This is a genomic window from Psychrobacter sp. UBA3962 (assembly GCF_002385225.1).
Taxonomy (GTDB): Bacteria; Pseudomonadota; Gammaproteobacteria; order Pseudomonadales; family Moraxellaceae; genus Psychrobacter.
Genome location: NZ_DGDC01000048.1, coordinates 17497 through 39214, shown reverse-complemented (window position 1 = coordinate 39214; position 21718 = coordinate 17497). Strand labels below are relative to the sequence as shown.

Here is a 21718-nt window from a genome sequence, read left to right as displayed (position 1 = left end):
TACTGACTCAAATCATAATAAGCCTGTGTATCCAAACTTGTTAGAACAGCAGTTTGACGTGGCAGCACCCAATATCACTTGGGTTAGCGATATTACCTATATTTGGACCAATGAAGGCTGGGTGTACTTGGCAGCGTTCAAAGACTTGTACAGCAAAGAGATTGTGGGATATGCTCTAAATAAGCGTATGACTGCTGATTTGGTTTGTGAGGCTTTAAACAATGCCATTAAGTACAAACGCCCTGCTCGGGGCTTAATCGTGCATTCTGACAGGGGTAGTCAGTATTGTAGCCATCAATACCACCAAATCATCGACAAGTATGGTTTTGCTGGCTCTATGAGCCGAAAAGGCAATTGCTACGATAACGCCCCGATTGAAAGCTTCTGGGGTCAGTTAAAAAACGAGCTGATTTATCACAAAGTCTATGAGACTCGTGATGAAGCCATTAAGGATGTGGTTAGATATATTGAGATTTTTTACAACCGTCAACGAATACAAAAAGGGTTAGGATTTAAGTCACCTACTCAAGTATTCCAAGACTTTTACCGTCAGGCTGCCTGATGAAATCTACCAAATGTTTTTCTCCGTTGTTGACAGCAGAGGTCAGCTCTGAGTAAACCATATATCATAGACAAGCCAGATGATGAGAAGACGCTAGCGGAATTAAAGCGTGAGAATAACGAGCTGTATCTGTTTGCTGCTTCGATAATGCGCTTGTGAAGGGTTATTAGGTATATTCAAGTGCGAGACGATTTATATTGATAAGCCTAATTCGATTAATAATTTGAAATTATTCAGCAAACAATGGCAGATAATTACACCATTAGGCAGGATCATGTCGATGACTTAGGTTATGACATTGACTATATTTGCACTGGCTTTTGTTGTTTCGCTTAACCTATGCTCCTTATGCTTTCGTTTGTTGGATTTCACCGATTATTGGCTTCATATGGTTGTTGCTTAATAAGTTTATTCCTCGTGAAAAGCCACAAAGAGTAGAAGCAATGGAAAACCTATTACACCCAGATGCTCGCTAAAAGTAGTTATGGGCAGTTTGTTTGCTAGTTGCTTATCCCTATAAATTCAAATAAAAAAAGCCATTCTCGAGTTGAGAGTGGCTTTTTTAATGGGTAAATCCCGTACTGTACTTTATCTTTGAGAAGAGTTTTTAAAGTTAATAATAGTGATTAAGCAGACAGCTGCTCACGACCATGGGGCGTCATAAAGTCAATCTCAGGACCACGCGGTACAATTAGGGTAGGGTTAATGGTGTCGTGACTACCATAGTAGTGCGATTTTATATGGTCCATATTGATGGTTTCAGCGACGCCAGGTACCTGATAAAGGTCCCGTACGTAGCCCCAAATATTTGGATAGTCCACAATACGCTTAATATTGCATTTAAAATGACCCACATAGACGGGATCAAAGCGAACTAGGGTAGGAAATAAGCGCCAATCTGCCTCGGTGATGCTGTCACCAGTTAGATAGCGATTATTCTCTAAGCGAGCCTCGATAGTATCAAGTGACTTAAACAAATCAACGACCGCTTCATCATACGCTGCCTGAGTAGTAGCAAAGCCAGATTTATATACCCCATTATTAATATTGGGATAGATAAAATCGTTCCACTCATCAATTTCAGCCAGATGCTTCTCTGGCAAGAAGTCCACTTCTTTATTACCACCCACCTCATCGAAGGCTGAGTTAAACATACGAATGATTTCAGAGGACTCATTGCTAACAATGGTATGGTTCTTTTTATCCCATAACACAGGCACAGTCACCCGCCCTGAATAGTCTGACTTGGCAGCGGTATAGACTTCATACATATATTTAGCATTATGGATAGGGTCAGGAATAACGGCTTCACCCTCGGCAAAAGTCCAGCCCTTATCATGCATATAAGGGTTGACGACTGATACTGAGATTAGGTCTTCTAAGCCTTTTAATTTACGATAAATAAGGGTGCGGTGTGCCCAAGGACAAGCCAAAGAGACATATAAATGGTAACGATTGGGCTCAGCTTTAAAACCGTCACTGCCAGAAGGTCCGGCGCTCCCATCGACAGTGACCCAGTTTCTAAAACGTGAAACATCACGCTCAAACCGGCCTTCATTGGCTTTAGTGTCATACCATTGGTCGTGCCATTTTCCGTCTATTAATAGTCCCATTTTAATCTCCTTGATAATAGTTAATAGTTATTTCGATCCCTATTATTTAAATAAATATAGTTATTTAGAACAGTTAAGATGAGACTATACTAAGGTCTTATTAAGTAACAGTAAACAGCAGTTATGGCAATATATTGTTCTTTATTTTAGAACAGTAGCAATTAAAAGTTTTTAATTAATGATGAATTGATTAAAGCTAAAAACGAGCACGTTTTGAATACCTTGTTAGGGTACTAATTACCGTCTGGTCTGATTTCTATTTACTGTTACTGTCAAATTGGTTTATGACTTCCAACTACATTAAACTTTAGTAATTATAAGCTTAGCGGTTGGTTTTTTGATGTTGGTCATGTACGATAGCGCCTTACAAGCAGCTCCTTTCTTTTAAAGCAACTCCTCCTTGATATGAGATAGCTCCTATGTCACTTAATGAATCTTCTTCAATGGCCTCAGCACAAGTATCTGAAAAAAAATCATTGCTGCGTATCCGTGGTTTAAGTAAATCTTATGACGATACGCAAATTCTAAAAGGTATTGATTTAGATATTTATGATGGCGAATTTTTAACTTTGCTGGGACCTTCAGGGTGCGGTAAGACCACTTTATTACGCCTAATAGGGGGGTTTGAGATGCCAGATGCAGGCTCAATGCAGCTTGATGGTGTCGATATTACCAATCTGCCGGCAGAGAAGCGTCCGATTAATACCGTGTTTCAGCAATATGCTTTGTTTCCGCATATGAGTGTTTTTGACAACATTGCGTATGGTCTGAAGCTAAAGAAAGTACCCAAAGATGAGATAAAAACACGGGTAAAAGAAGCCTTAGAAATGGTTCAGCTTGAACATACCATCAATAGACGGCCACAAGATTTATCCGGAGGTCAGCAGCAGCGTATTGCCATTGCTCGCGCTGTGGTTAACCGCCCTAAGATGTTGTTACTTGATGAGCCATTATCTGCGCTAGACGCTAAAATGCGGGTGCAAATGCAGTCGGAGCTTAAGCGATTGCAACGTGAGCTTGGGATTACTTTTGTGTTTGTAACTCACGACCAAGAAGAGGCGTTATCGATGTCAGATCGTATCGCGGTCATGAAGGCTGGTGAGTTCCAACAAATTGATTCGCCCATTCGTATTTATGAGTCGCCTGCTAACTTATTTACCGCCAATTTTATTGGGGAAACCAACTTATTTAAAGCACGTGTGCTGGAAGTGAGTGATTCCCGCATTAAAGTTGAAGTCACTGAGCAAAAAAATGGATTCCACCCAGTACGAGACTTACCGCGTCCTAAATTTGAGGTGCAAGTGGGTCAAAGCATTAACTTATTGTTACGCCCTGAAGATATCCGTGTTTACTATTTAAACGAAGGCTATGATGGGCTGGTAGGTTACGTGGTAGATAGTGCTTATAAAGGCAGTACTCTAGACTCGGTAATTCAGCTTGAAAATGGCAATCTGATTAAGACATCCGAGTACTTTAACGAAGATGATCCCAACTTTAACTATAAATTAGGTCAAGAGGTTAGAGTGGATTGGGTTGATGGTTGGGAGTGGATCTTACCTGATGAATAATTCAATTAAAAAAAATAATTCAGAAAATACAACTGACTCAGTAAACACTATGACTCCTGCTGCTAGCAAAAGCCCGTTGTTTCAGCGGGTAACTTTGTTTGTCATTTGGGCTTGGTTAATTGTCTTTGCTCTCATCCCCAATATTTTGGTGGTGTTAGCAAGCTTCATGACCCGCGATGAAGATATGTTTTTGGCATTACCGTTAAATGCAGAGAGCTACTTGCGCTTTATTGACCCTTTGTATCTTAAAGTGTTTTTGCATTCACTGAGTATGGCTTCTATTACCACTTTAATTTGTTTGGCTTTGGGCTACCCCTTTGCATGGTTAGTGAGCCGTGTCTCAAAAAAGTGGCAATCATTTTTGATGTTATTACTCATCATTCCTTTTTGGACCAACTCTTTGGTACGCTTATATGCGGTGAAGTTGATTATTGCCGCCAATGGTCTTTTAAGTTCAGCCTTGATTGGCATGGGGCTTATTGATGAGCCATTACAGATTTTATATACCCAAAAAGCGGTGATTGGCGGATTGGTCTATCTGTTATTCCCGTTTATGGTATTACCTTTGTATGCAGTATTTACCGATTTGCGAGATGATATTGTTCTGGCATCAAAAGATTTGGGTGCCAACAAGTTTCAGACCTTTTGGCATGTGATATTACCCTTGACCACACCAGGTATCATATCTGGAGTGCTATTAGTGCTGTTACCGGCAATGGGTATGTTCTATGTGGCAGATATCTTGGGCGGTTCGCGTAACTTATTGGTAGGTAATATTATTAAGTCGCAGTTCTTAGATGCTCGTGATTGGCCATTTGGGGCGGCAGCAAGCGTATTGTTGACGGCAACTATGGCGATATTAATCGCGGCTTACTACGCCAGCAGTAAACGTATCGGCAAAACCGATCATAACGAAGTGGCTTAAGGGGGTGAGTATGAGTAATACAATGAAGTGGCTTTCTCGCCTTTATTTAACCTTTATCTACCTAGTGCTGTTTGCGCCCATCTTAGTGATGGTGGTGTTCTCATTTAATGCCTCAAAAGTGGGCTACACTTGGGGCGGCTTTAGCCTTGATTGGTATTATGAGCTATTTAATAATGAGGCGATGATACAAGCGGCCATCAACTCGGTGTTATTGGCGGTAGTGGCCGCTACGGTAACTACGGTCATTGGTAGCCTGACCGCCTTGTCATTCCAGCGTTATAACTTTAAGGGTAAAAGCGTACTGCAAAGCTTGCTGTTTGTGCTGATGATGTCGCCAGAGATTGTATTGGCTATCTCCTTATTGGCGCTGTTTTTGATGATCGGTATTGAGCTTGGGTTTGTGACTTTATTATTGGCGCACATTACCTTCTGCCTACCCTTTGTGGTGATTACGGTATCGGCACGATTGGCCAGCTTAGATAATAGTATTTTAGAAGCGGCTCGTGATTTGGGCGCCAGTGAATTTACCATGATACGCACCGTATTATTACCAACCATTATGCCGGCGGTGCTGGCAGGTTGGGTATTGGCCTTTACGTTATCGCTTGATGATGTGGTGGTGTCTACCTTTAATACCGGCGCAAGTTTTGAGATTCTGCCGTTACAGATTTACTCTATGGTTCGTGTTGGGGTGAAGCCAGAAGTCAATGCAGTGGGCACTATCTTATTGGCCATATCGCTGGTTGGCTTGGTTATCTCACAGCTGTTGTTGCTCAGAAAACGTTAAGGATATTGTTATGTCAAACACTAAGTTTCTCACTCGCCGACGTTTTTTGGAGATAACAGGGGTAGGATTGGCTGCGCTGTCAGGCATGAGTGCTCTTAGCGGCTGTCAGCCCACAGGCTCATCTGATGAGATAGAGGGTGAATCTGCTGCGGTAAACACCGACGGTAAAAATGTGGTCAAGGTCTATAACTGGACCGAATACATTTCGGACGATGTGCTAAAAGCCTTTACTAAAGAGACCGGCATCGAGGTGGTGTACAGTACCTTTGACTCCAATGAGGCTATGTATGCCAAGTTGAAGTTGATGAACAATCGCGGTGACTACGACATTATTTTCCCAAGTACCGACTTCGTGGATAAGATGCGTAAAGAGGGCATGCTAGAGCAGATTGACCACAGCAAACTTCCCAATTTTAAGCATCTTGGCAAGGCTTTTTTGGATGCCGGCTTTGATCCGGAAAATAAGTTTAGTATTCCTTATCTGTGGGGATCATCAGGTATTGCTGTCAATAAGAATAGAGTAGATATTGACACGATACGCTCCTGGAATGACTTATGGCGTCCAGAGTTTGAAGGTCGGGTCATGCTCATGAACGACATGCGTGATGTGTTTATCATTGGCCTATTGGTGCTGGGCTATCCGGTCATGACCGAAGAACCACAGCACATTAAAGAGTCGTATGAGATCTTATCTAAAATGATGCCAAACGTGCGCACCTTCAACTCAGATGCGCCGCGTATGCCGTTCATCGAAGGGGAAACCTATTTGGGTATGGCCTGGAATGGTGAGGTGATCATGGCTCAAGATCAGGGCATGCCAGAGCTTGATTTTGTCTATCCAAAAGAAGGCGCAATTATGTGGATGGATAACATGTGCATTCCAAAAAATGCCAAAAACCAAGACAATGCGCATGTGTTTATCGACTTTATTTTGCGTCCAGAGAACTCGGCCATTATCAGTGAAGAGATTGGTTATGGCTCACCAAGTGAAGCGGCCAAAGATTTACTACCGCCTGAAATTGCCAATGATCAGATTATTTATCCGCCGGAAGAGCTGTTGTCTCTTGCGACTTTCCGTGGTGATGTGAGCGACTCTACTATGGCGCTGTATCAAAAGTATTGGGATAGACTCAAAGTCGATATGTAGTCCTATGTACTAATCTATCAGCCTATTTATAACTACTTTAATTACTTCTAATTTGCATGAAGTAGCGGGTTATAAATAGGCTGTTTTTAATGGGTTAATCAGGCTTGTTTTCACTTGAAGCTTAACGGTTAAGCATCCAATGCCTGCTGGCAAGCTTGAGCCAAATAAGGATCGACACTGTCTTGGGTCAGCAGCCATTTTAGATAGCCGGCGCCATCTGAAGTAGCAGCCAAATCTTTAATGGCCTGACCTTTGTATTTACCAAAGCTTAGGTGAGTAGGGATGCGCGACATTTCACTAAATTGGTATAGGCTCTCAACGTCTGTGATGTTGTGACCTTGGCTATTGGCCAGCTCAATTAAGCTGCCCAGTACCAATTGGGTAAAATAGATATCATAGATGGCAGCGTGTGCGTGTTTGGCTTGTTCACGTGCTACTTGGCGGTGAAAATAATATAGTAAAGATACCAGTTTGTGGCTTTCAAGCGTGGGCAGCAAATAGCTTGACATCGCTTTAGTACAGATAAGCTTCGGGGTGTGAGTTACACCAGCATTTTTTAGTACCGCCATATCAAAGTCAATGTTATGCCCTACTAAATACTGCACACTGCTGGGTAAACGAAACTCTGTGTGCGGCGGCTCTTGGGCCACATCTTCATCACAAATATGAGAGGTTGCCATAGATCCCAAACTAATCGGCTTTAGTGGATTAAAGCGCTTGGATCTTGGGGCTTGAATAACCTCGATTTTCCCGTTATTAACCTCAATAATGCTGTAAGCCGCTTCCGTCATGTGAGGCTCGACAAGCCCAGTGGTTTCAGTATCTAAAATATAAGTGGTCATAATAATAAGCCTGTAACGCCGCCGCTATTTAAAACGGGCATAAAAATATCAGTATCTAATAACAATGTACAAGTAATCGCAAGTAAAGTCGATTAACCTTTGGTTTTGTCCATTATAATGACAAATTCGGTTAAGGTGATGAAATCTTTATCAATTTATTAGGTGTGATTGCAGGTTTTAACTAAAATAAGCTCATACATTTAAGGACAGTCTATGCGAATTAATGCCGATTTTAGCCAGCGCGCCGAGCTTTGCGCAGAGCAGCATCAATGGGTGCACTCTCCGCAAAGTGGGGTACATCGCGTAATGCTTGATCGTATTGGTGCCGAAAAAGCTCGGGCCACAAGCCTAGTGCGTTATGCACCCGATTCTTATTTTCCGCATCACTTGCACCCTGGTGGGGAGGAGATATTGGTACTGCAAGGGGTATTCTCAGCCGATGACAAGCATTATCCTGCGGGCTGGTATCTGCGTAATCCGCCAGGCTCAGGGCATCAGCCTTATAGTGATGAAGGCGCGACAATTTTTGTCAAACTGCGTCAGATGACAGAAGATGAAAAGCAGTATGTGGCGATAGATACCAATGATGCAGAGCATTGGCAGGCTCAAGGCAAACGGCAGGTTTGTCCGTTGTTTTCATCAGAGTATGAGCAGGTTAGTTTACAGCGCTTGCAGTCAGGTGAGACTGTATTTGATAGTCGGCCAGAGGGTGGGGCAGAGCTGCTTGTAGTGAGTGGGTCTTTGGTTGAAATGAAATCAGATCAGCTATCAGATGAGTATAGCGCCGGCAGTTGGATTCGCCTGCCAGCTGTGATTGATGACAATACAGACGAGGATATAAATAGTGAATTAAATACCCGTTTTGCAAACTTCAAAGCGGGGAGTGATGGGGTGACACTTTATTTAAAAACTGGGCATTTGGCACAGGTTATTGGAGCGGATAATCACTCCGACAGTTAATACGCTTAGTTGTTTTTGGCAAATAATATCAAGCCCAATATGATAATCACCACGCCCAATAGACCCAATGCTGAAGGCATGGGGTTATTTAACAAAACCATGCCACCGATTAAGGCGAAGATAACCTCACTTGCTTGAGTGGCATCCACGCCAGCCACTTCACTTGAGGTTTTGGCTTCTTCACGGGCATATAAAAATAATCCTGTGGCTACTACACCTGCCAATAACGCCACCAAAAAGGTATTAAAAACTTGCGAGGCAGCTGGTAAAGGTGGCCGTATAACTGTTGCTAAAATCAACCAAAAAGGCAAGCTGCCTAAAGTCATTAGCCATATCTTATTAAATGAGCTTTGTAATAGTAGGGTTTCAAATGACGGAATTTTGGCGGTAAGATAACGAGTTACTCGGCTATCAGCGACGTTGTTAGTATTTGCAGTGCTGTCCAAAAGCTCTTCTGTCGTCATATCTGGATTAAAAGCGGCTGAGGATTTAGCATTAGAGGAAGCTTGCCATACCAACTGATTACCAAGTGGATAACTAAAGGCAGCGATTAGCGCTGGCAGAGCACCATACAATAAGATTTCAAACAAAGGGGCTTGGTCGTGAATATCGGCATTTAGGCCTTCGCTTAAATTCACTAAGACCACTCCGGTGAAAATTAAAAAAGCATAAAAGAATATCTTTTTTTCGAAGCGTTGACCGAACGCCATTAAGATAAATAAGCTGCTCACCACAGTGAACATAAAGGTGGCCGCGACCACCCAACCACTGACATGGTCGGCTGCATAACAGATGCCGGCATAAAATAAACCAAATCCAATGCCACCAGTGACACACCAAAATATAGGGTTTTGTGCAAATAAAGCACTCAGCTGTTTAATTCTTCCTATTCCATGTTGGGCTATGATAATAAGAGAAACCAACAGCAGCATAAATACATAGCGCAGACTGGCCGACCAAAACCAATGACCGCCCACACTGCTCATCAACTCGTTAAGCACAAAAGTTGAGCTAAAAAATGCTCCTGCTAAAAGCCCTAATAAAATCAATTTTACCACTGTAGCTCATCCTAGTTGCGCCCTCTGTTTACCACAGTTTACCTAGGTTTTTTTATAACTACAATTTTTCTCGCATCTGAAATAAAAACACCAGTCAGGATACTTACTTTAAGCTTTTAACTTATCGTGCGTAATTCTCCACCTATAATCTTTGATTTAGGTGGAGATGTCAGCACGGGCGAGCTAGTCAGGACGTTCTTGTTTTTCGATATATTGCCTAATTGTATCAATGGTAGCACCGCCAGTAGTCAGCAAACAATATGCCCTAGTCCAAAGTACACGCTCCGAGTAAAACTCTGCCAAATGTTCTGCAAATTCTTTTCTCATCAAACGGCTAGTTACTGTTTTTAGATTATTGATGAACTTACTTGGCATGATATTGGGGTGCATTTCAATTAGTAAATGCACATGATCGGCTTCTCCGTTGAACTCTAATAGCCCAACCTCCCATTTTTGACAGAGGTTCGTTATGATTTCTTTTAGCCTATCAAGCATAGCCCCAGTAAAGCATTTTCTACCGTTTTTTGTGACTAATACTACAAAGTGATAAGTAAGTCTATAAATACTGTTGTAATGGGATTTTAATAACCTGCTCATAATTGATATCAAATAGAAGTGATGCTAGGTTATATCTCTATTCAAAACGACTTCCAAACCATGCTTAAAGTCTATAAATATCGCATTTACCCAAATCGTGAACAGCAAGTGCTTATCGAAAAGCACTTTGGCTGTAGCCGTTTTGTGTTCAACTGGGCGTTGGCTTTGCAAAAACGCTACTACGCTATATTTGGTAAGTCTTTATCACGAACCAAGATTCAAAGTCACTTGGTTAAGAAAAAGAAAAAGGCTAAATTTTCATGGCTTAGTGAAGTTAATAGCCAGTCGTTACTAAATGCCTTGCTCAATGTACATACCGCTTTTACTAACTTCTTCAAAGGTCAGGCTAAGTTTCCACGTTTTAAATCTAAAAAAATCCCACAGCGAAGTTATCAATGCCCCCAACACTGCACAGCAAACTTTGAGCAGGGAGTTATCAACCTACCTAAAATAAAAGGCATCAAAACCGTATTTAGCCGTGAGTTTGAGGGTAAGATTAAAACAGTAACTATTAGTAAGACAGCAACAGGCAAATACTATGCAAGTATGTTAGTTGAAAACAATGAAGTTGCACCAACACCTACCACAATAGAGCCTAGCCTAACTGTTGGTATTGACTTAGGCATCAGTCATCTACTTGTTCTGTCTGATAGCAGCAAGGTTGATAACCCAAAACATTTATCCAAAGCCAGTCAAAGACTTTCTGCACAGCAAAAAATATTTGCTCGTAAACAAAAACAAAGTAAAAACTATCAAAAGCAAAAATTAGCTGTTGCTCGTATTCATGAAAAAGTACGCAACCAGCGCTTAGACTTACACCACAAAATCACCCATAGCCTTATCTGTGAAAACCAAGCGACAAGCTATGCACTTGAAGATTTGGCGGTGAAAAATATGGTAAAGAACCGTAAACTTGCCAAAGCCATTAATGATGCCGGTTGGGGGCAGTTTGTTACTCTGCTTACTTACAAGGCTAAGTGGTACGGCAAAAATGTTCTAAAAGTAAATCGGTTTTTTGCCAGTTCTAAAATTTGCTCGCATTGTCATCACAAATTAGACAGTTTGCCGTTATCGGTGCGTCATTGGACGTGTCCTAGCTGTCAAACACAGCATGACCGTGATATCAATGCAAGCAATAATATACGCCATCAGGCGTTAGCTGATGTAGCAGGACTTGCTACTGTGTAAAGAGTTCCTCCATGGCTATACCTATCAGCGTAGGTGGCATGGCGAAAGGTGGTGACACAATCCTAGATTGAAGTTACTATGGGTCGCAAAGACTCCACAACCATAACCGCTAGGTTTGGTGGTGGGAGTAGGTCAAGAAGAGAGACTATGAAACAAAAAATTAGCGAGCTTGAACAGCTGCGTTTTAGCTATTTACTAAATAAGCAGTATGATGAGTTTGCGGCTATGTGCGATGCCGATTTACACTATGTGCACAGCAGCGGGGTGACTGATGACTTATTTTCCTACCTGCAAAAACTTAAGTCAGGGTTGTATGGGTATCAACAGCTAGACTATGAGATTGGCAAGGTTATCGATATGCAAGACTATGTGATGGTAACCGGTGATTTTTATGCCAAAGTCTTGGTAGATGGGCAACCTGTCTCATTAAAAAATCGAGCTATTTCTATTTGGGAAAAGCAGGGTGATGAGTACAAGTTCTTTGTGTATCAAGGCACGCCTTTTAGTGAGTGATTGCAGGAGATTTGATGCTTGCTTATTACTATACTGATTAATGCTAAAATAGTGACCCAAAAAGAGCCCCTTATTAAATAAAGCTGCGCACCTATAGTGTATAGCCTCAGGAAACCCAATGATTGTTTTTAGAAAGCCCAATGCCTTTAACGTGCTATTTGCTCTGCGCGGCTCTATTGTGCCGAGAATTTATCGTCAGGTATTGCTTATTACCTTAATAAGCACCCTAATTGCAGCAGTACAACACTGGGTTCCAAGCTCATTTTCATCCTATGGTGCGGCGCCTTTTACCCTTCTAGGTATTGCGTTATCGCTATTTCTTGGCTTTCGTAATAATGCCAGTTATCAGCGTTGGTGGGAGGCCAGAACCTTATTGGGGCAGCTGGTATACGAGTCTCGAAGTCTGACACGCCAAGTCACTTCGTTTATTGATGAAAAAGCTGTAGGCGCAAAAGAGACTCAGCGCCGTATGGTTTATCTCAACATTGCCTTTGCACATGCAATGAGGCATAGATTCCGTAATAGCTCGCCTTGGGCAGAGGTTGAGGCATATATAGCACCAGAGCATCATGAAAGTATGCGTCGAGCCGGCAATTTACCTGAATATATACTAAGATTGTTGGGGCAAGAGCTGGGTCATTGTCGACGAGAAGGCTTAACGTCTGATTTGATGATTCAAAATATGGATAATCGAGTGAGCTCATTAACTGTGGTGCTCTCTGCCTGCGAGCGTATTCACAATACCCCCTTGCCCTTTGCCTACACGCTGTTAGTACACCGCACGACCTATCTATATTGTTTCTTGTTGCCGTTTGGTCTGGCCACCTCATTAGGCTGGGTAACGCCTTTAGTGTGCGGCATTATTGCTTATACCTTCTTTGGTTTAGATGCCCTAAATGAAGAAATCACCGATCCTTTTGGTGAGGAGCCAAACCATCTGCCATTAACTACCATCACTCGGGCTATTGAAATTAATTTACTCGAAGCGTTGGGAGAGACTGATTTACCTCCACAGATTACGCCTGACAATGGCTATTTACCTTAATCAGAAGCTTGGTAAATTAGCTAGGCTATTTATAAGATAGGCTGTTTATAAACAGTAGCTAAAATAGTATTTGACCAAACCTGAATAAGGGGCTATGGTTCATAATGACTAGCCATAGATTTGGCGGTAAGCTGGGAGGAAGTCAAAAACTCATATTAATAGGGTTACAAACAGTAACCATTAATCTATCTAAATCTATGTATAATTACTCACTATGAGTAGATTATTAAGCATAAAACAAGCAGCTAATCAGTTAGGCGTTTCTGTCTCAACTCTACGAAGATGGGATGAGACAGGTGCGCTTGTCGCCCAAAGAACACCCAAAGGCCATCGTCGGTATGACTTATCTAAAATAAACCCAAACCTGACTCGTAATAAGGTGGAGCAACAACGCAAAACCATAGCTTACGCTCGTGTTTCGAGTCATGAACAGAAGCCCGACTTACAGCGTCAGATTGAGATTCTTGAGCTGTATTGCTCTTCTCAAGGCTGGTCATTCGAGGTGATTAGCGATCTAGGTAGTGGTATGAACTATCATAAAAAAGGCTTAAAACGCCTGCTTGATGATATTTTAGACAACAAAATAGACAGGCTGGTGCTAACCCATAAAGATAGATTACTGCGTTTTGGGGCAGAACTTGTTTTTGCTTTGTGTGAAGCTCGTCAAGTTGAAGTGGTTATCATTAATCAAGGTGAAAACTTATCGTTTGAAGAAGAATTGGCACAAGACGTACTTGAGATCATCACAGTATTTTCAGCCAGACTTTATGGTTCACATAGTAAGAAGAATAAAAAACTCATTGAAGCAGTTAAGGCAAGTTTAGAATGATACGAGGCCATATCATTGAGCTTAATCCAAACAACAAGCAAGCCACCTATTTTGCTAAGGCTTGCGGTATAGCTCGTCTTGCCTATAACTGGGCGTTAGCTCAGTGGCAACGACAGTATGCTCAAGATAAAGCCTATCGTGATGCTTGTCATATTATGGGTATTGACGTTGATGAAAGCAAATTACTAAAGCCTACCCAAGGCAAGCTACGCAAACAATTAAACGCCATTAAGCGTGATAAGTACCCATTCATGCTTGAGGTGACGAAATGTGCCCCACAACTGGCCATTATGCAGCTAGGTGATGCCTATAAGCGCTTCTTTAAGGGCGAGGCTAAGTATCCACAGTTTCGTAAAAAAGGCGTTAACGATAGGTTTAGCCTGTCTAATGACCAGTTTACTGTTAAAGGCAGACAGATTCGCATACCAAATCTAGGTTGGGTTCGTATGCGTGAAGCCTTGCGCTTTGACGGCAAAATACTCTCAGCTAAAATCTTTAGTCGAGGTGGGAGATGGTTTGTCTCTGTTGCTGTTGAAATAGATGCTGTAAACCTTACCAAAAAGAGAGGCAGACACACAGGTAAGCAAACTGGTGTAGACTTAGGTATTACCGACTTAATCACCTTGTCAGACAGTACTAAAGTCAAAGCGCCTAAGCCCCTTAAGACGAAACTCAACAAACTCAAAAGGTTGAGTCGTCAATTAAGCCGTAAACAAAAAGGCAGTAACAATCGTGCTAAAGCGAAAGCCAAGCTATCACGATTGCACCTGCAAATTAGTAATATCCGTAAAGACGCTCTACATAAGCTCACTACTGGTTTGGTGAGTGAGTATGATTTTATTGCGATTGAAGATTTGAACACAAAAGGCATGATGCAAAACCGCAAGTTAAGCCGTGCTATTGGCGATTTAGGTTTTTATGAGTTTAAGCGTCAGCTTGTTTATAAGGCTGATCAATACGGTAAAACCGTCAAAGAGTTAGATAGATGGTTTCCATCCTCTAAAACTTGTTCTAATTGCGGTCACTTACTGACCAAAGACGAATTACCCTTATCAGTTAGACGATGGCAGTGTCCGTGTTGTCAGCAGGCAAATGATAGAGATGTCAATGCCAGTATCAATATATTGCAACATGCAGATAAAGTGTTAACCCATCACTGATGGGTTAAAAAAAAGCGGTGAGTTCCACCGTATTAGCCTGTGGAGACGATGTAAGACCTGAGTGTAATCACAACGGCAAACGTCTATGAAGCAGGAAGAAAACGCTAAAACTATGTGAGTAGGGTTAGGTAAGTTTTTCGGAACGGATATTTATCACCAGTCGCCTTATATCCACCCCCTGAAGTAGGTGGTTTTACGGCGACTGGTGATAAATAAAAATAAGAAATATAACTGTTAAGTAAAAGGTGCTAACAGCTAATGACTAAAGAAGCTACTTCTTTATCATTGCCTTAAGGTTAGCAAAGAATTTTTAAACTGACAAGTTCTTAGAGCGTAACGCTATTATTTTTTACACTGATATAATAAAACTTAACCCTGTGATAATAAAATATAAAAAATATGTAAGTTGAGCGCTAATGTAGCGTAAATTCAGGAGGCGACATGCCAAGGTCGATACATGAAGAAAAACACTTAAGTGAACGTAATAACTGGCTTCGAGCGGCTGTGTTAGGTGCCAACGATGGTCTTATATCTACCGCAAGTCTTTTGGTCGGGGTAGCAGCTGCCAACCAAAGTAGCCAAACTCTGTTTCTTACCGGTTTGGCCGCATTAACCGCTGGTGCATTTTCGATGGCGGCAGGGGAGTATATCTCAGTATCTTCCCAAGCAGATACTGAAGCGGCCGACTTAGCCAAAGAGCAATATGAGCTGGATAATAACCCTGAGCGTGAACTTCTAGAACTGACTCGAATTTATGAAAGTCGTGGTCTGGATAGCAATCTTGCTCACCAAGTGGCTGTGGCTTTAACTGAAAAAGATGCTTTGGGTGCGCATGCTAGAGATGAGATTGGGGTTACAGAAATTGCTCAAGCTAAGCCTTTTGAAGCAGCCATAGCTTCTGCTATCGCCTTTATAATTGGTGGGGTGGTTCCTATTTTAGGCTTATTTATTTTCCCTTCCTTTAATTTAGTATATGCCTTAATGGGATTGACCATAGCAGGTCTGGTGCTATTGGGCATTGCTTCAGCACGCTTGGGGGGTGCGCCAGTCGTGCCAGCAGTGACCCGAGTAGTGGTTTGGGGCACGCTGGCTATGATTGCAACTTCACTTATTGGCCGTTTCTTTGGCGTAGAGGTTTAGTGGCTGCTTTTTTATAACTTTAAACCGCGTAATCTAAGTGAGTTAAAAATCACTGACACAGAGGATAGACTCATGGCTGCAGCGGCAATCATCGGACTTAGCAATAGCCCAAAGAATGGGTAGAGCAGGCCTGCTGCCACAGGGATACCTAAAGCGTTATAAACAAAAGCGAAAAACAAGTTTTGTCTGATGTTTTTCATAGTAGCTTGGCTCAGTTTATGTGCTTTGGTAATACCCATTAAGTCGCCTTTGACCAAGGTGATGCCAGCACTTTCAATGGCCACATCAGTACCTGTACCCATCGCAATACCTACCGTGGCTTGGGCGAGGGCGGGCGCATCATTAATGCCGTCACCGGCCATGGCCACGATACGTCCTTGCTGTTGAAGCTCTTTTACGATGCGGTTCTTGTCTTCTGGTGAGACGTCTGCTTGTACCTCATCGATGTTTAGCTGGCTAGCGACTGCTTGGGCGGTAACCGCATTGTCTCCGGTAAGCATGATAACTTTTAGGTTTTCATTGTGCAGTCGATCAATGGCTTCTTTGGTACTGGCTTTAATCGGATCTGAGACAGAAATAAGGCCGGCAGGCGTATTATCGATGGCCACAAACATAACCGTTTCACCCTCACTGCGTCGCTTATTGGCTTGCTCAGACAGCTGAGGATCGTAGCTATTTAGCCCCTTCATTAGCTTGTCATTACCAATGGCGACCAGCTTATTATTGACAACCGCTTTTACCCCTTCACCGGTAACAGACTCAAAGTTGCTGACAGCAGATAGAGTAAGGTTACGCTCTTTGGCCGCTTCCACAATGGCCTCAGCCAGAGGGTGCTCACTGGATTGCTCAACGGCAGCGACTAAGGCAAGTACTTCGTTTGGTTGCCAGCCTGAGCTTACGTCAATAGAAGTTAGCTTAGGTTTGCCTTCGGTTAAGGTGCCTGTTTTATCAACAACGATGGTATCTACCTTCTCCATGCGCTCTAATACTTCAGCGTTTTTAATCAACACTCCGTTTTGAGCGCCCTTGCCAGTTCCGACCATAATAGACATGGGGGTGGCTAGGCCTAAAGCACAAGGGCAGGCAATGATAAGCACCGCTATCGCATTGACAAGAGCATATGCTAGGGCAGGGTCTGGGCCAAATATCGCCCACACAATAAAGGTGATAACGGCGGTGATAATGACTGTCGGCACAAACCAGCTAGACACCTTATCGACCTGCTTTTGAATGGGAGCTTGGCTGCGCTGAGCCTCACTGACCATTTTTACGATTTTTGATAAGACCGTATTATCGCCAACGTTCACCGCTTTAATTAACAGCGACCCTGTGCCATTAACGGTACCGCCAGTTACGCTGTCATCACTCTTTTTGGCTACTGGCATAGGCTCACCAGTGACCATAGATTCGTCTACGCGGCTTTCGCCTTCAATAACCAGGCCATCAACGGGCACTTTTTCACCAGGTCTGATACGTAGGATGTCTCCGGTATTAACCTCTTCAAGTGACACCTCAACTTCTTGTCCGTCTTCATCGACACGTCTGGCTGTGGGCGGAGCAAGCTCAAGCAGGGCACGAATGGCGCCTGAAGTCTGACTTCGAGCTCTTAGTTCTAACACTTGTCCTAACAGTACCAAGGTCGTAATCACTGCAGCGGCTTCAAAATAGACGCCCACTTGACCTGAGTGATCCTTAAAGCTTGGCGGGAAGATATCAGGAAAGAAAGTCGCCACGATACTAAATAAATAAGCCGCCCCTGTGCCAATGGCAATCAGGGTAAACATATTTAAATTCATGGTCTTAAGGGACTGCCAACCTCTGACGAAGAAGGGCTTAGCTCCCCAAAGTACCACGGGGGTTGCCAGTATAAGCTGGATAATATTTAGCCACTGAGTTGAGATGCCATAACGGTTCATCAGGCCATTTATATCAAGACCGACCATGTCGCCCATGGCGATGATAAATAGCGGGATAGTCAGCACCGTACATATCCAAAAGCGGCGGGTCATGTCATCAAGTTCAGTGGTATCTTCTTCCTCTAGCGTGACAGTTTCAGGCTCAAGTGCCATACCACATATCGGGCAACCACTGTTTTTGATATCACGAACTTCAGGGTGCATAGGACAGGTATAAACCGTCCCTTCATAGCCATCAGGTATCTTATTATAGGGGCTGTTTTTTATCTGCTCAGTGTCAGGGGTGGTGCTGGCAGGATGAGTTTCATTGTGCTGGTGATGGCCGTGATGATGAGAGTGTTCAGAGTTTGCAACTTCCTCTTCAGGTTTCAAAAACATATCACAGAGTGGACAGCGACTCTCGGTAATGTCTCTGACCTCAGGGTGCATTGGGCAGATATAAATAATCCCTTCGTAGTTTTCGGGGACTAAATCGTATTTATTAGAAGCTGGTGTGGCAGAAGCTGAACCGTTATCCATACCCTCAGCTTTTGCCTTATTTGTAGTATGATTTTTATTTGAATGGTCATGGTTCATGAGACTACCCCTTAATTTTAATAATAGACGGTTTATGACTGCTGCTGAGTTGTATCCACACTAGCATACACGTCATATGAGCCGTCTTTATTTAATTGAAAAACGTTATATGGTATGAATTTATCGTCATATTCCATACCTGGGCTACCCACAGGCATACTGGGTACAGCCAGACCGATTGCATCATTTGGCGGATTCTCTAGGAACTGTGCCATAAATTTAGCAGGAATATGTCCCTCAAAGACAAAGCCATCACTAGTTACGGTAGTGTGACATGAGCGCATTTGTTCAGGCACCTCGTATCTGTCTTTCACAGCAGAGAGGGTTTGTGGATGCTGATAAGTAGACTGCAGTCCTGCTTTATCAGCATAGCTGATCCACTCGGTACAGCAGCCGCAGTTGGCGTCTTTATAAACTGTGGCTGAAACCCCTTGTAGAAGAGTAGAGGCAGGCTGATTTGTCTGGGTTTGATTAAGTGGTGCATTCGCTTGTGTAACTGAAGACTGCGAAACTTGTGCGGTTGAATCCGTAGCAGAATCAAGCGCTGCGGTTTGGCTTTGATTGGGTGAGCCGCAAGCCGATAAAGTGGCGGCCAAAGCCAAAATAGCAGCGCCTTTAATCATTGGACTGCTAAGCTTATGTGGTGAGACAGAATAAGCAGAAGATTTAGAGGATGAAATTTTTAAAAAGTGGTTTGATTTCATAGGGGCACCTTTATACTTAAATTACCGTTTTATCTAGTTATGGGCTCTAATTGTAGGCACTGGCTCTGATATTAGATAAAGAGAGGGAGTTATACCCATATTACCGCCTAGCAAATGACATGAACATGACGTAAACATTACAAATTTGTCATCTTGAGACTAGGGATGTTCAAGCTGGCTATATTGCTCTAGTATGGTCTCAGGCGAAGCTAAAGGCTAATAGCCCATTAAATATAATAATTACTCAGTAGCAATTTTGAGGTGTGAATGAAGGTTTTGTTGGTAGAAGATGAGGTAAAACTCGGAGAATACATTCAAAAAGGTCTGACCGAATCAGGGTTTTTAGTAGATCACAAAGTTAATGGTCTAGATGGCTATCACGCGCTAATGTCAGAAGATTATAACGTTGTGATAATGGATGTCATGCTACCGGATATAAGCGGCTTTGAGATTGTGAAAAACTATCGCCAAAGTGGTCAAACAACCCCAGTGCTGTTTTTAACCGCCAAGGATGATTTAGAAGATCGTATCAAAGGCATAGAGATTGGTGGCGATGACTATCTGACCAAGCCTTTTGCCTTTGCAGAGTTGGTGGTTCGTCTTAAAAACTTGCTACGACGGGCCAATCAATCAGAGTATTTAAGCACTCAACTTAAAGTAGCCGACTTAACCCTAGATCTTGCCAAACGCACTGTACATAGAGGCAATACTGCCATTCAGCTGACCTCAAAAGAGTTTGCTTTATTGCAATTTATGTTAGAGCGTAAGGGTGAGGTGTTACCACGTTCGGTTATTGCCTCACAGGTATGGGATATGAATTTTGAGAGTGATACCAATGTCATTGATGTGGCCATACGACGTTTGAGAGTAAAAATTGATGAAGATTTTGAGCCAAAACTCATTCACACGGTGCGAGGTATGGGCTATAAGCTGGAGGATGAAAGCGGGCTTGAGCATCAGTAGCCCTTAATATTATAAAAGTATCCATTATAAAAGTATCAATTAAAAAGCCTTAGCACTATGAATATTCGACTCTCTTTACTGTGGCGCACCCTCATATTACTCACCATATTTGTGGTGCTGTCGCAGATTACGGTGTACTTTTGGATTAAGCGCTCAGTAACTGATCACTTTGAGGTGATGGATTCTGAGATGTTAACCCATGCTGCTTTTAATCTACGTAAATCCAGCTACGGCATAGAGCACAGTTCGGAATCCCTTAACCCTAATTACAATAATAAAAAAGGATTAGGTTATGGGGTTCAAGTATTTGGGTTTACATCAGATGGGCAAGCTATTACTAGTGATAGTCAAATTGCTGTTGGCAATCAAACTGCTAGGGATAATCAAAGTGATTTTCGCGCTTTTAATTTAGAAAGTTATGGCAAAGATTCAATCAATATCCTTGATTTGATGAGTGAGCATGGAGATAAGCAGTTTGAATTACAGCTAGATAATCGACCTTATCGAAGTGTTATTATCACAAGCAATAACCAGATTTATTTACTGGCACTCCCGATTGATGTGCATCATCTTTACTTGCATCAGTTCTCTTTGCAGCTCAAAGTTATCTTAGTGGCCATGACTTTGCTGCTGCTGTTTATCGCCGCCTTTAGTGTCTACTGGGGATTCTCTCCGTTAACCACTTTTATCCAAAAAATGAAAACCATAAACTCTGAGCAGCTGGGTGAGCGGATTACAGTCGCGGATATGCCAAGCGAGCTGCGTCCGCTTGCTGAGTCTTATAATATTATGATGAGTAAGCTTGAGGATAACTTTGAGTCACTGTCTCGCTATTCTGACAATATTGCTCATGAGCTACGTACCCCAATTGCCACGTTAAGCACTCAAACTCAGGTCATGTTAAGTAAACCTAGGCAGATTAGTGAATATATCGAACAGCTGCATCATCAACACGAAACACTAGAACATTTGTCGGAGGTAACTAATAACATGCTGCTTCTGGCAAAAACTCAAAAAGGTCTTAGTCAGGAGCAGCTAAAAGATGTGGATATGGACAGCTTGATGACTCAGCTCATAGAGTATTATGAGTTACTGGCTGATGATAGAGGTATTCATTTGGTTAAGTCGGGGGAGTTTGCGGTTATAAAAGGCGATAAGGGCCTGCTTCAGCGCCTGTTTTCTAATTTAATTTCAAATGCCATTTATTATTCAAAAAACGACAGCACAATCAAAATATCTGCAGGCGTGACGGATCAAACACAGCTTAATATTGTCATAGAAAACCAAACCGCACAGCCGATGACTCAAAAAGAGGCCAGTCGGCTGTTTGAGCGCTTTTATCGGCGGGCTAATGATCAAGACAGAAAGGCAGAAGGCACTTCGTATTCGGGAACGGGGCTTGGATTATCTATAGTTAAATCGATTGTAAAAGCACATAGAGGCACCGTCGCAGCTTTAGTTGAAGATAATTGGATTAAAATCAGCGTTAAACTACCTCTACCTAAGTTATCCTCAACCTACTTATTTTAGATTGAGTCCTATTAAGCGATAGCCAATTAAAGTGGAAACATAAGCGACAAGCCCCTAAAAAGACACCTAAAGAAACACCTAAAAAGGCAACCTAT

At 42.5% G+C, this 21718-nt stretch carries 19 protein-coding genes and 1 pseudogene; 14 read left to right on the top strand and 6 right to left on the bottom strand.

Going from position 1 to position 21718, the window contains the following annotated elements; translation table 11 throughout:
- Window positions 1-562 (top strand): annotated as a pseudogene (locus B3S92_RS11310) (IS3-like element ISPssp1 family transposase); the annotation flags it as partial.
- Between the two features lie 626 nt (window positions 563-1188).
- On the opposite strand, the gene B3S92_RS11305 reads toward B3S92_RS11310, so the two are convergent.
- Entirely contained in the window at window positions 1189-2175 is a 987-nt protein-coding gene (locus tag B3S92_RS11305; RefSeq protein WP_296206165.1) for a glutathione S-transferase family protein, read from the bottom strand.
- 419 nt (window positions 2176-2594) lie between these two features.
- Here B3S92_RS11305 and potA point away from each other — a divergent pair, with 419 nt between their 5' ends.
- The 4 genes from potA to B3S92_RS11285 are packed head-to-tail and all read left to right on the top strand — an operon-like array spanning window position 2595 to window position 6602.
- Window positions 2595-3743: a spermidine/putrescine ABC transporter ATP-binding protein PotA gene (gene potA, locus B3S92_RS11300; protein WP_296206163.1), complete on the top strand. Its 1149-nt coding sequence runs from the start codon at window positions 2595-2597 to the stop codon at window positions 3741-3743.
- Window positions 3736-4668, top strand: a complete 933-nt coding sequence (potB, locus tag B3S92_RS11295) for a spermidine/putrescine ABC transporter permease PotB (protein WP_414707028.1) — start codon at window positions 3736-3738, stop codon at window positions 4666-4668. Before potA ends, potB begins: the two co-directional genes overlap by 8 nt.
- A 10-nt stretch (window positions 4669-4678) precedes the next feature.
- Entirely contained in the window at window positions 4679-5455 is a 777-nt protein-coding gene (gene potC / locus B3S92_RS11290) for a spermidine/putrescine ABC transporter permease PotC (RefSeq protein WP_077449176.1), read from the top strand.
- Window positions 5456-5465: 10 nt separating this feature from the next.
- On the top strand, window positions 5466-6602 hold the full coding sequence (locus B3S92_RS11285; RefSeq protein WP_296206158.1) for an ABC transporter substrate-binding protein: 1137 nt from the start codon (window positions 5466-5468) through the stop codon (window positions 6600-6602).
- Between the two features lie 128 nt (window positions 6603-6730).
- Here B3S92_RS11285 and B3S92_RS11280 read toward each other — a convergent pair whose 3' ends face one another.
- Window positions 6731-7444 carry an exonuclease domain-containing protein gene (locus B3S92_RS11280; protein ID WP_296206154.1) on the bottom strand — a complete coding sequence of 238 codons (714 nt, stop codon included), beginning with the start codon at window positions 7442-7444 and terminating at the stop codon, window positions 6731-6733.
- 213 nt (window positions 7445-7657) lie between these two features.
- Here B3S92_RS11280 and B3S92_RS11275 point away from each other — a divergent pair, with 213 nt between their 5' ends.
- The gene (locus B3S92_RS11275; protein WP_296206152.1) at window positions 7658-8404 is read left to right on the top strand and encodes a cupin domain-containing protein; all 747 of its coding nucleotides are present in this window, start codon (window positions 7658-7660) and stop codon (window positions 8402-8404) included.
- Window positions 8405-8409: 5 nt separating this feature from the next.
- Here the strand turns inward: B3S92_RS11275 and B3S92_RS11270 are convergent, their stop codons facing one another.
- Window positions 8410-9462, bottom strand: a complete 1053-nt coding sequence (locus B3S92_RS11270; RefSeq protein WP_077449180.1) for a multidrug resistance efflux transporter family protein — start codon at window positions 9460-9462, stop codon at window positions 8410-8412.
- A 183-nt stretch (window positions 9463-9645) separates the two neighbouring features.
- Window positions 9646-10059: an IS200/IS605 family transposase gene (tnpA, locus tag B3S92_RS11265; RefSeq protein WP_296206149.1), complete on the bottom strand. Its 414-nt coding sequence runs from the start codon at window positions 10057-10059 to the stop codon at window positions 9646-9648.
- Window positions 10060-10080: 21 nt separating this feature from the next.
- On the opposite strand from tnpA, the gene tnpB reads away from it, so the two are divergent.
- The 6 genes from tnpB (at window position 10081) to B3S92_RS11235 (ending at window position 15934) form a co-directional block, all read left to right on the top strand.
- Window positions 10081-11247 carry an IS200/IS605 family element RNA-guided endonuclease TnpB gene (gene tnpB, locus B3S92_RS11260; protein ID WP_296206146.1) on the top strand — a complete coding sequence of 389 codons (1167 nt, stop codon included), beginning with the start codon at window positions 10081-10083 and terminating at the stop codon, window positions 11245-11247.
- Between the two features lie 147 nt (window positions 11248-11394).
- Window positions 11395-11760, top strand: coding sequence for a nuclear transport factor 2 family protein (locus B3S92_RS11255; protein WP_296206144.1), 366 nt, complete (start codon window positions 11395-11397; stop codon window positions 11758-11760).
- Between the two features lie 118 nt (window positions 11761-11878).
- The gene (locus B3S92_RS11250) at window positions 11879-12805 is read left to right on the top strand and encodes a bestrophin family protein (RefSeq protein ID WP_077449422.1); all 927 of its coding nucleotides are present in this window, start codon (window positions 11879-11881) and stop codon (window positions 12803-12805) included.
- 214 nt (window positions 12806-13019) lie between these two features.
- A complete protein-coding gene (locus B3S92_RS11245) occupies window positions 13020-13634 on the top strand; it encodes an IS607 family transposase (protein ID WP_296206140.1) in 615 nt (204 codons plus the stop codon).
- Complete coding sequence (locus tag B3S92_RS11240; protein ID WP_296206137.1) at window positions 13631-14794, top strand: RNA-guided endonuclease InsQ/TnpB family protein; 1164 nt, start codon at window positions 13631-13633, stop codon at window positions 14792-14794. The genes B3S92_RS11245 and B3S92_RS11240 overlap by 4 nt, the downstream gene beginning before the upstream one ends.
- A gap of 441 nt (window positions 14795-15235) precedes the next feature.
- Entirely contained in the window at window positions 15236-15934 is a 699-nt protein-coding gene (locus tag B3S92_RS11235; RefSeq protein ID WP_296206136.1) for a VIT1/CCC1 transporter family protein, read from the top strand.
- An 11-nt stretch (window positions 15935-15945) separates the two neighbouring features.
- Here B3S92_RS11235 and B3S92_RS11230 read toward each other — a convergent pair whose 3' ends face one another.
- Together B3S92_RS11230 and B3S92_RS11225 are read right to left on the bottom strand one after the other, a co-directional pair.
- On the bottom strand, window positions 15946-18426 hold the full coding sequence (locus B3S92_RS11230) for a copper-transporting P-type ATPase (protein WP_414707027.1): 2481 nt from the start codon (window positions 18424-18426) through the stop codon (window positions 15946-15948).
- Window positions 18427-18458: 32 nt separating this feature from the next.
- Window positions 18459-19049, bottom strand: a complete 591-nt coding sequence (locus B3S92_RS11225) for a DUF411 domain-containing protein (protein WP_414707029.1) — start codon at window positions 19047-19049, stop codon at window positions 18459-18461.
- Window positions 19050-19397: 348 nt separating this feature from the next.
- Here B3S92_RS11225 and B3S92_RS11220 point away from each other — a divergent pair, with 348 nt between their 5' ends.
- Together B3S92_RS11220 and B3S92_RS11215 are read left to right on the top strand one after the other, a co-directional pair.
- A complete protein-coding gene (locus tag B3S92_RS11220) occupies window positions 19398-20093 on the top strand; it encodes a heavy metal response regulator transcription factor (protein WP_296206133.1) in 696 nt (231 codons plus the stop codon).
- Between the two features lie 57 nt (window positions 20094-20150).
- Window positions 20151-21623, top strand: a complete 1473-nt coding sequence (locus B3S92_RS11215) for a heavy metal sensor histidine kinase (protein WP_296206131.1) — start codon at window positions 20151-20153, stop codon at window positions 21621-21623.
- Window positions 21624-21718: the final 95 nt, after the last annotated feature.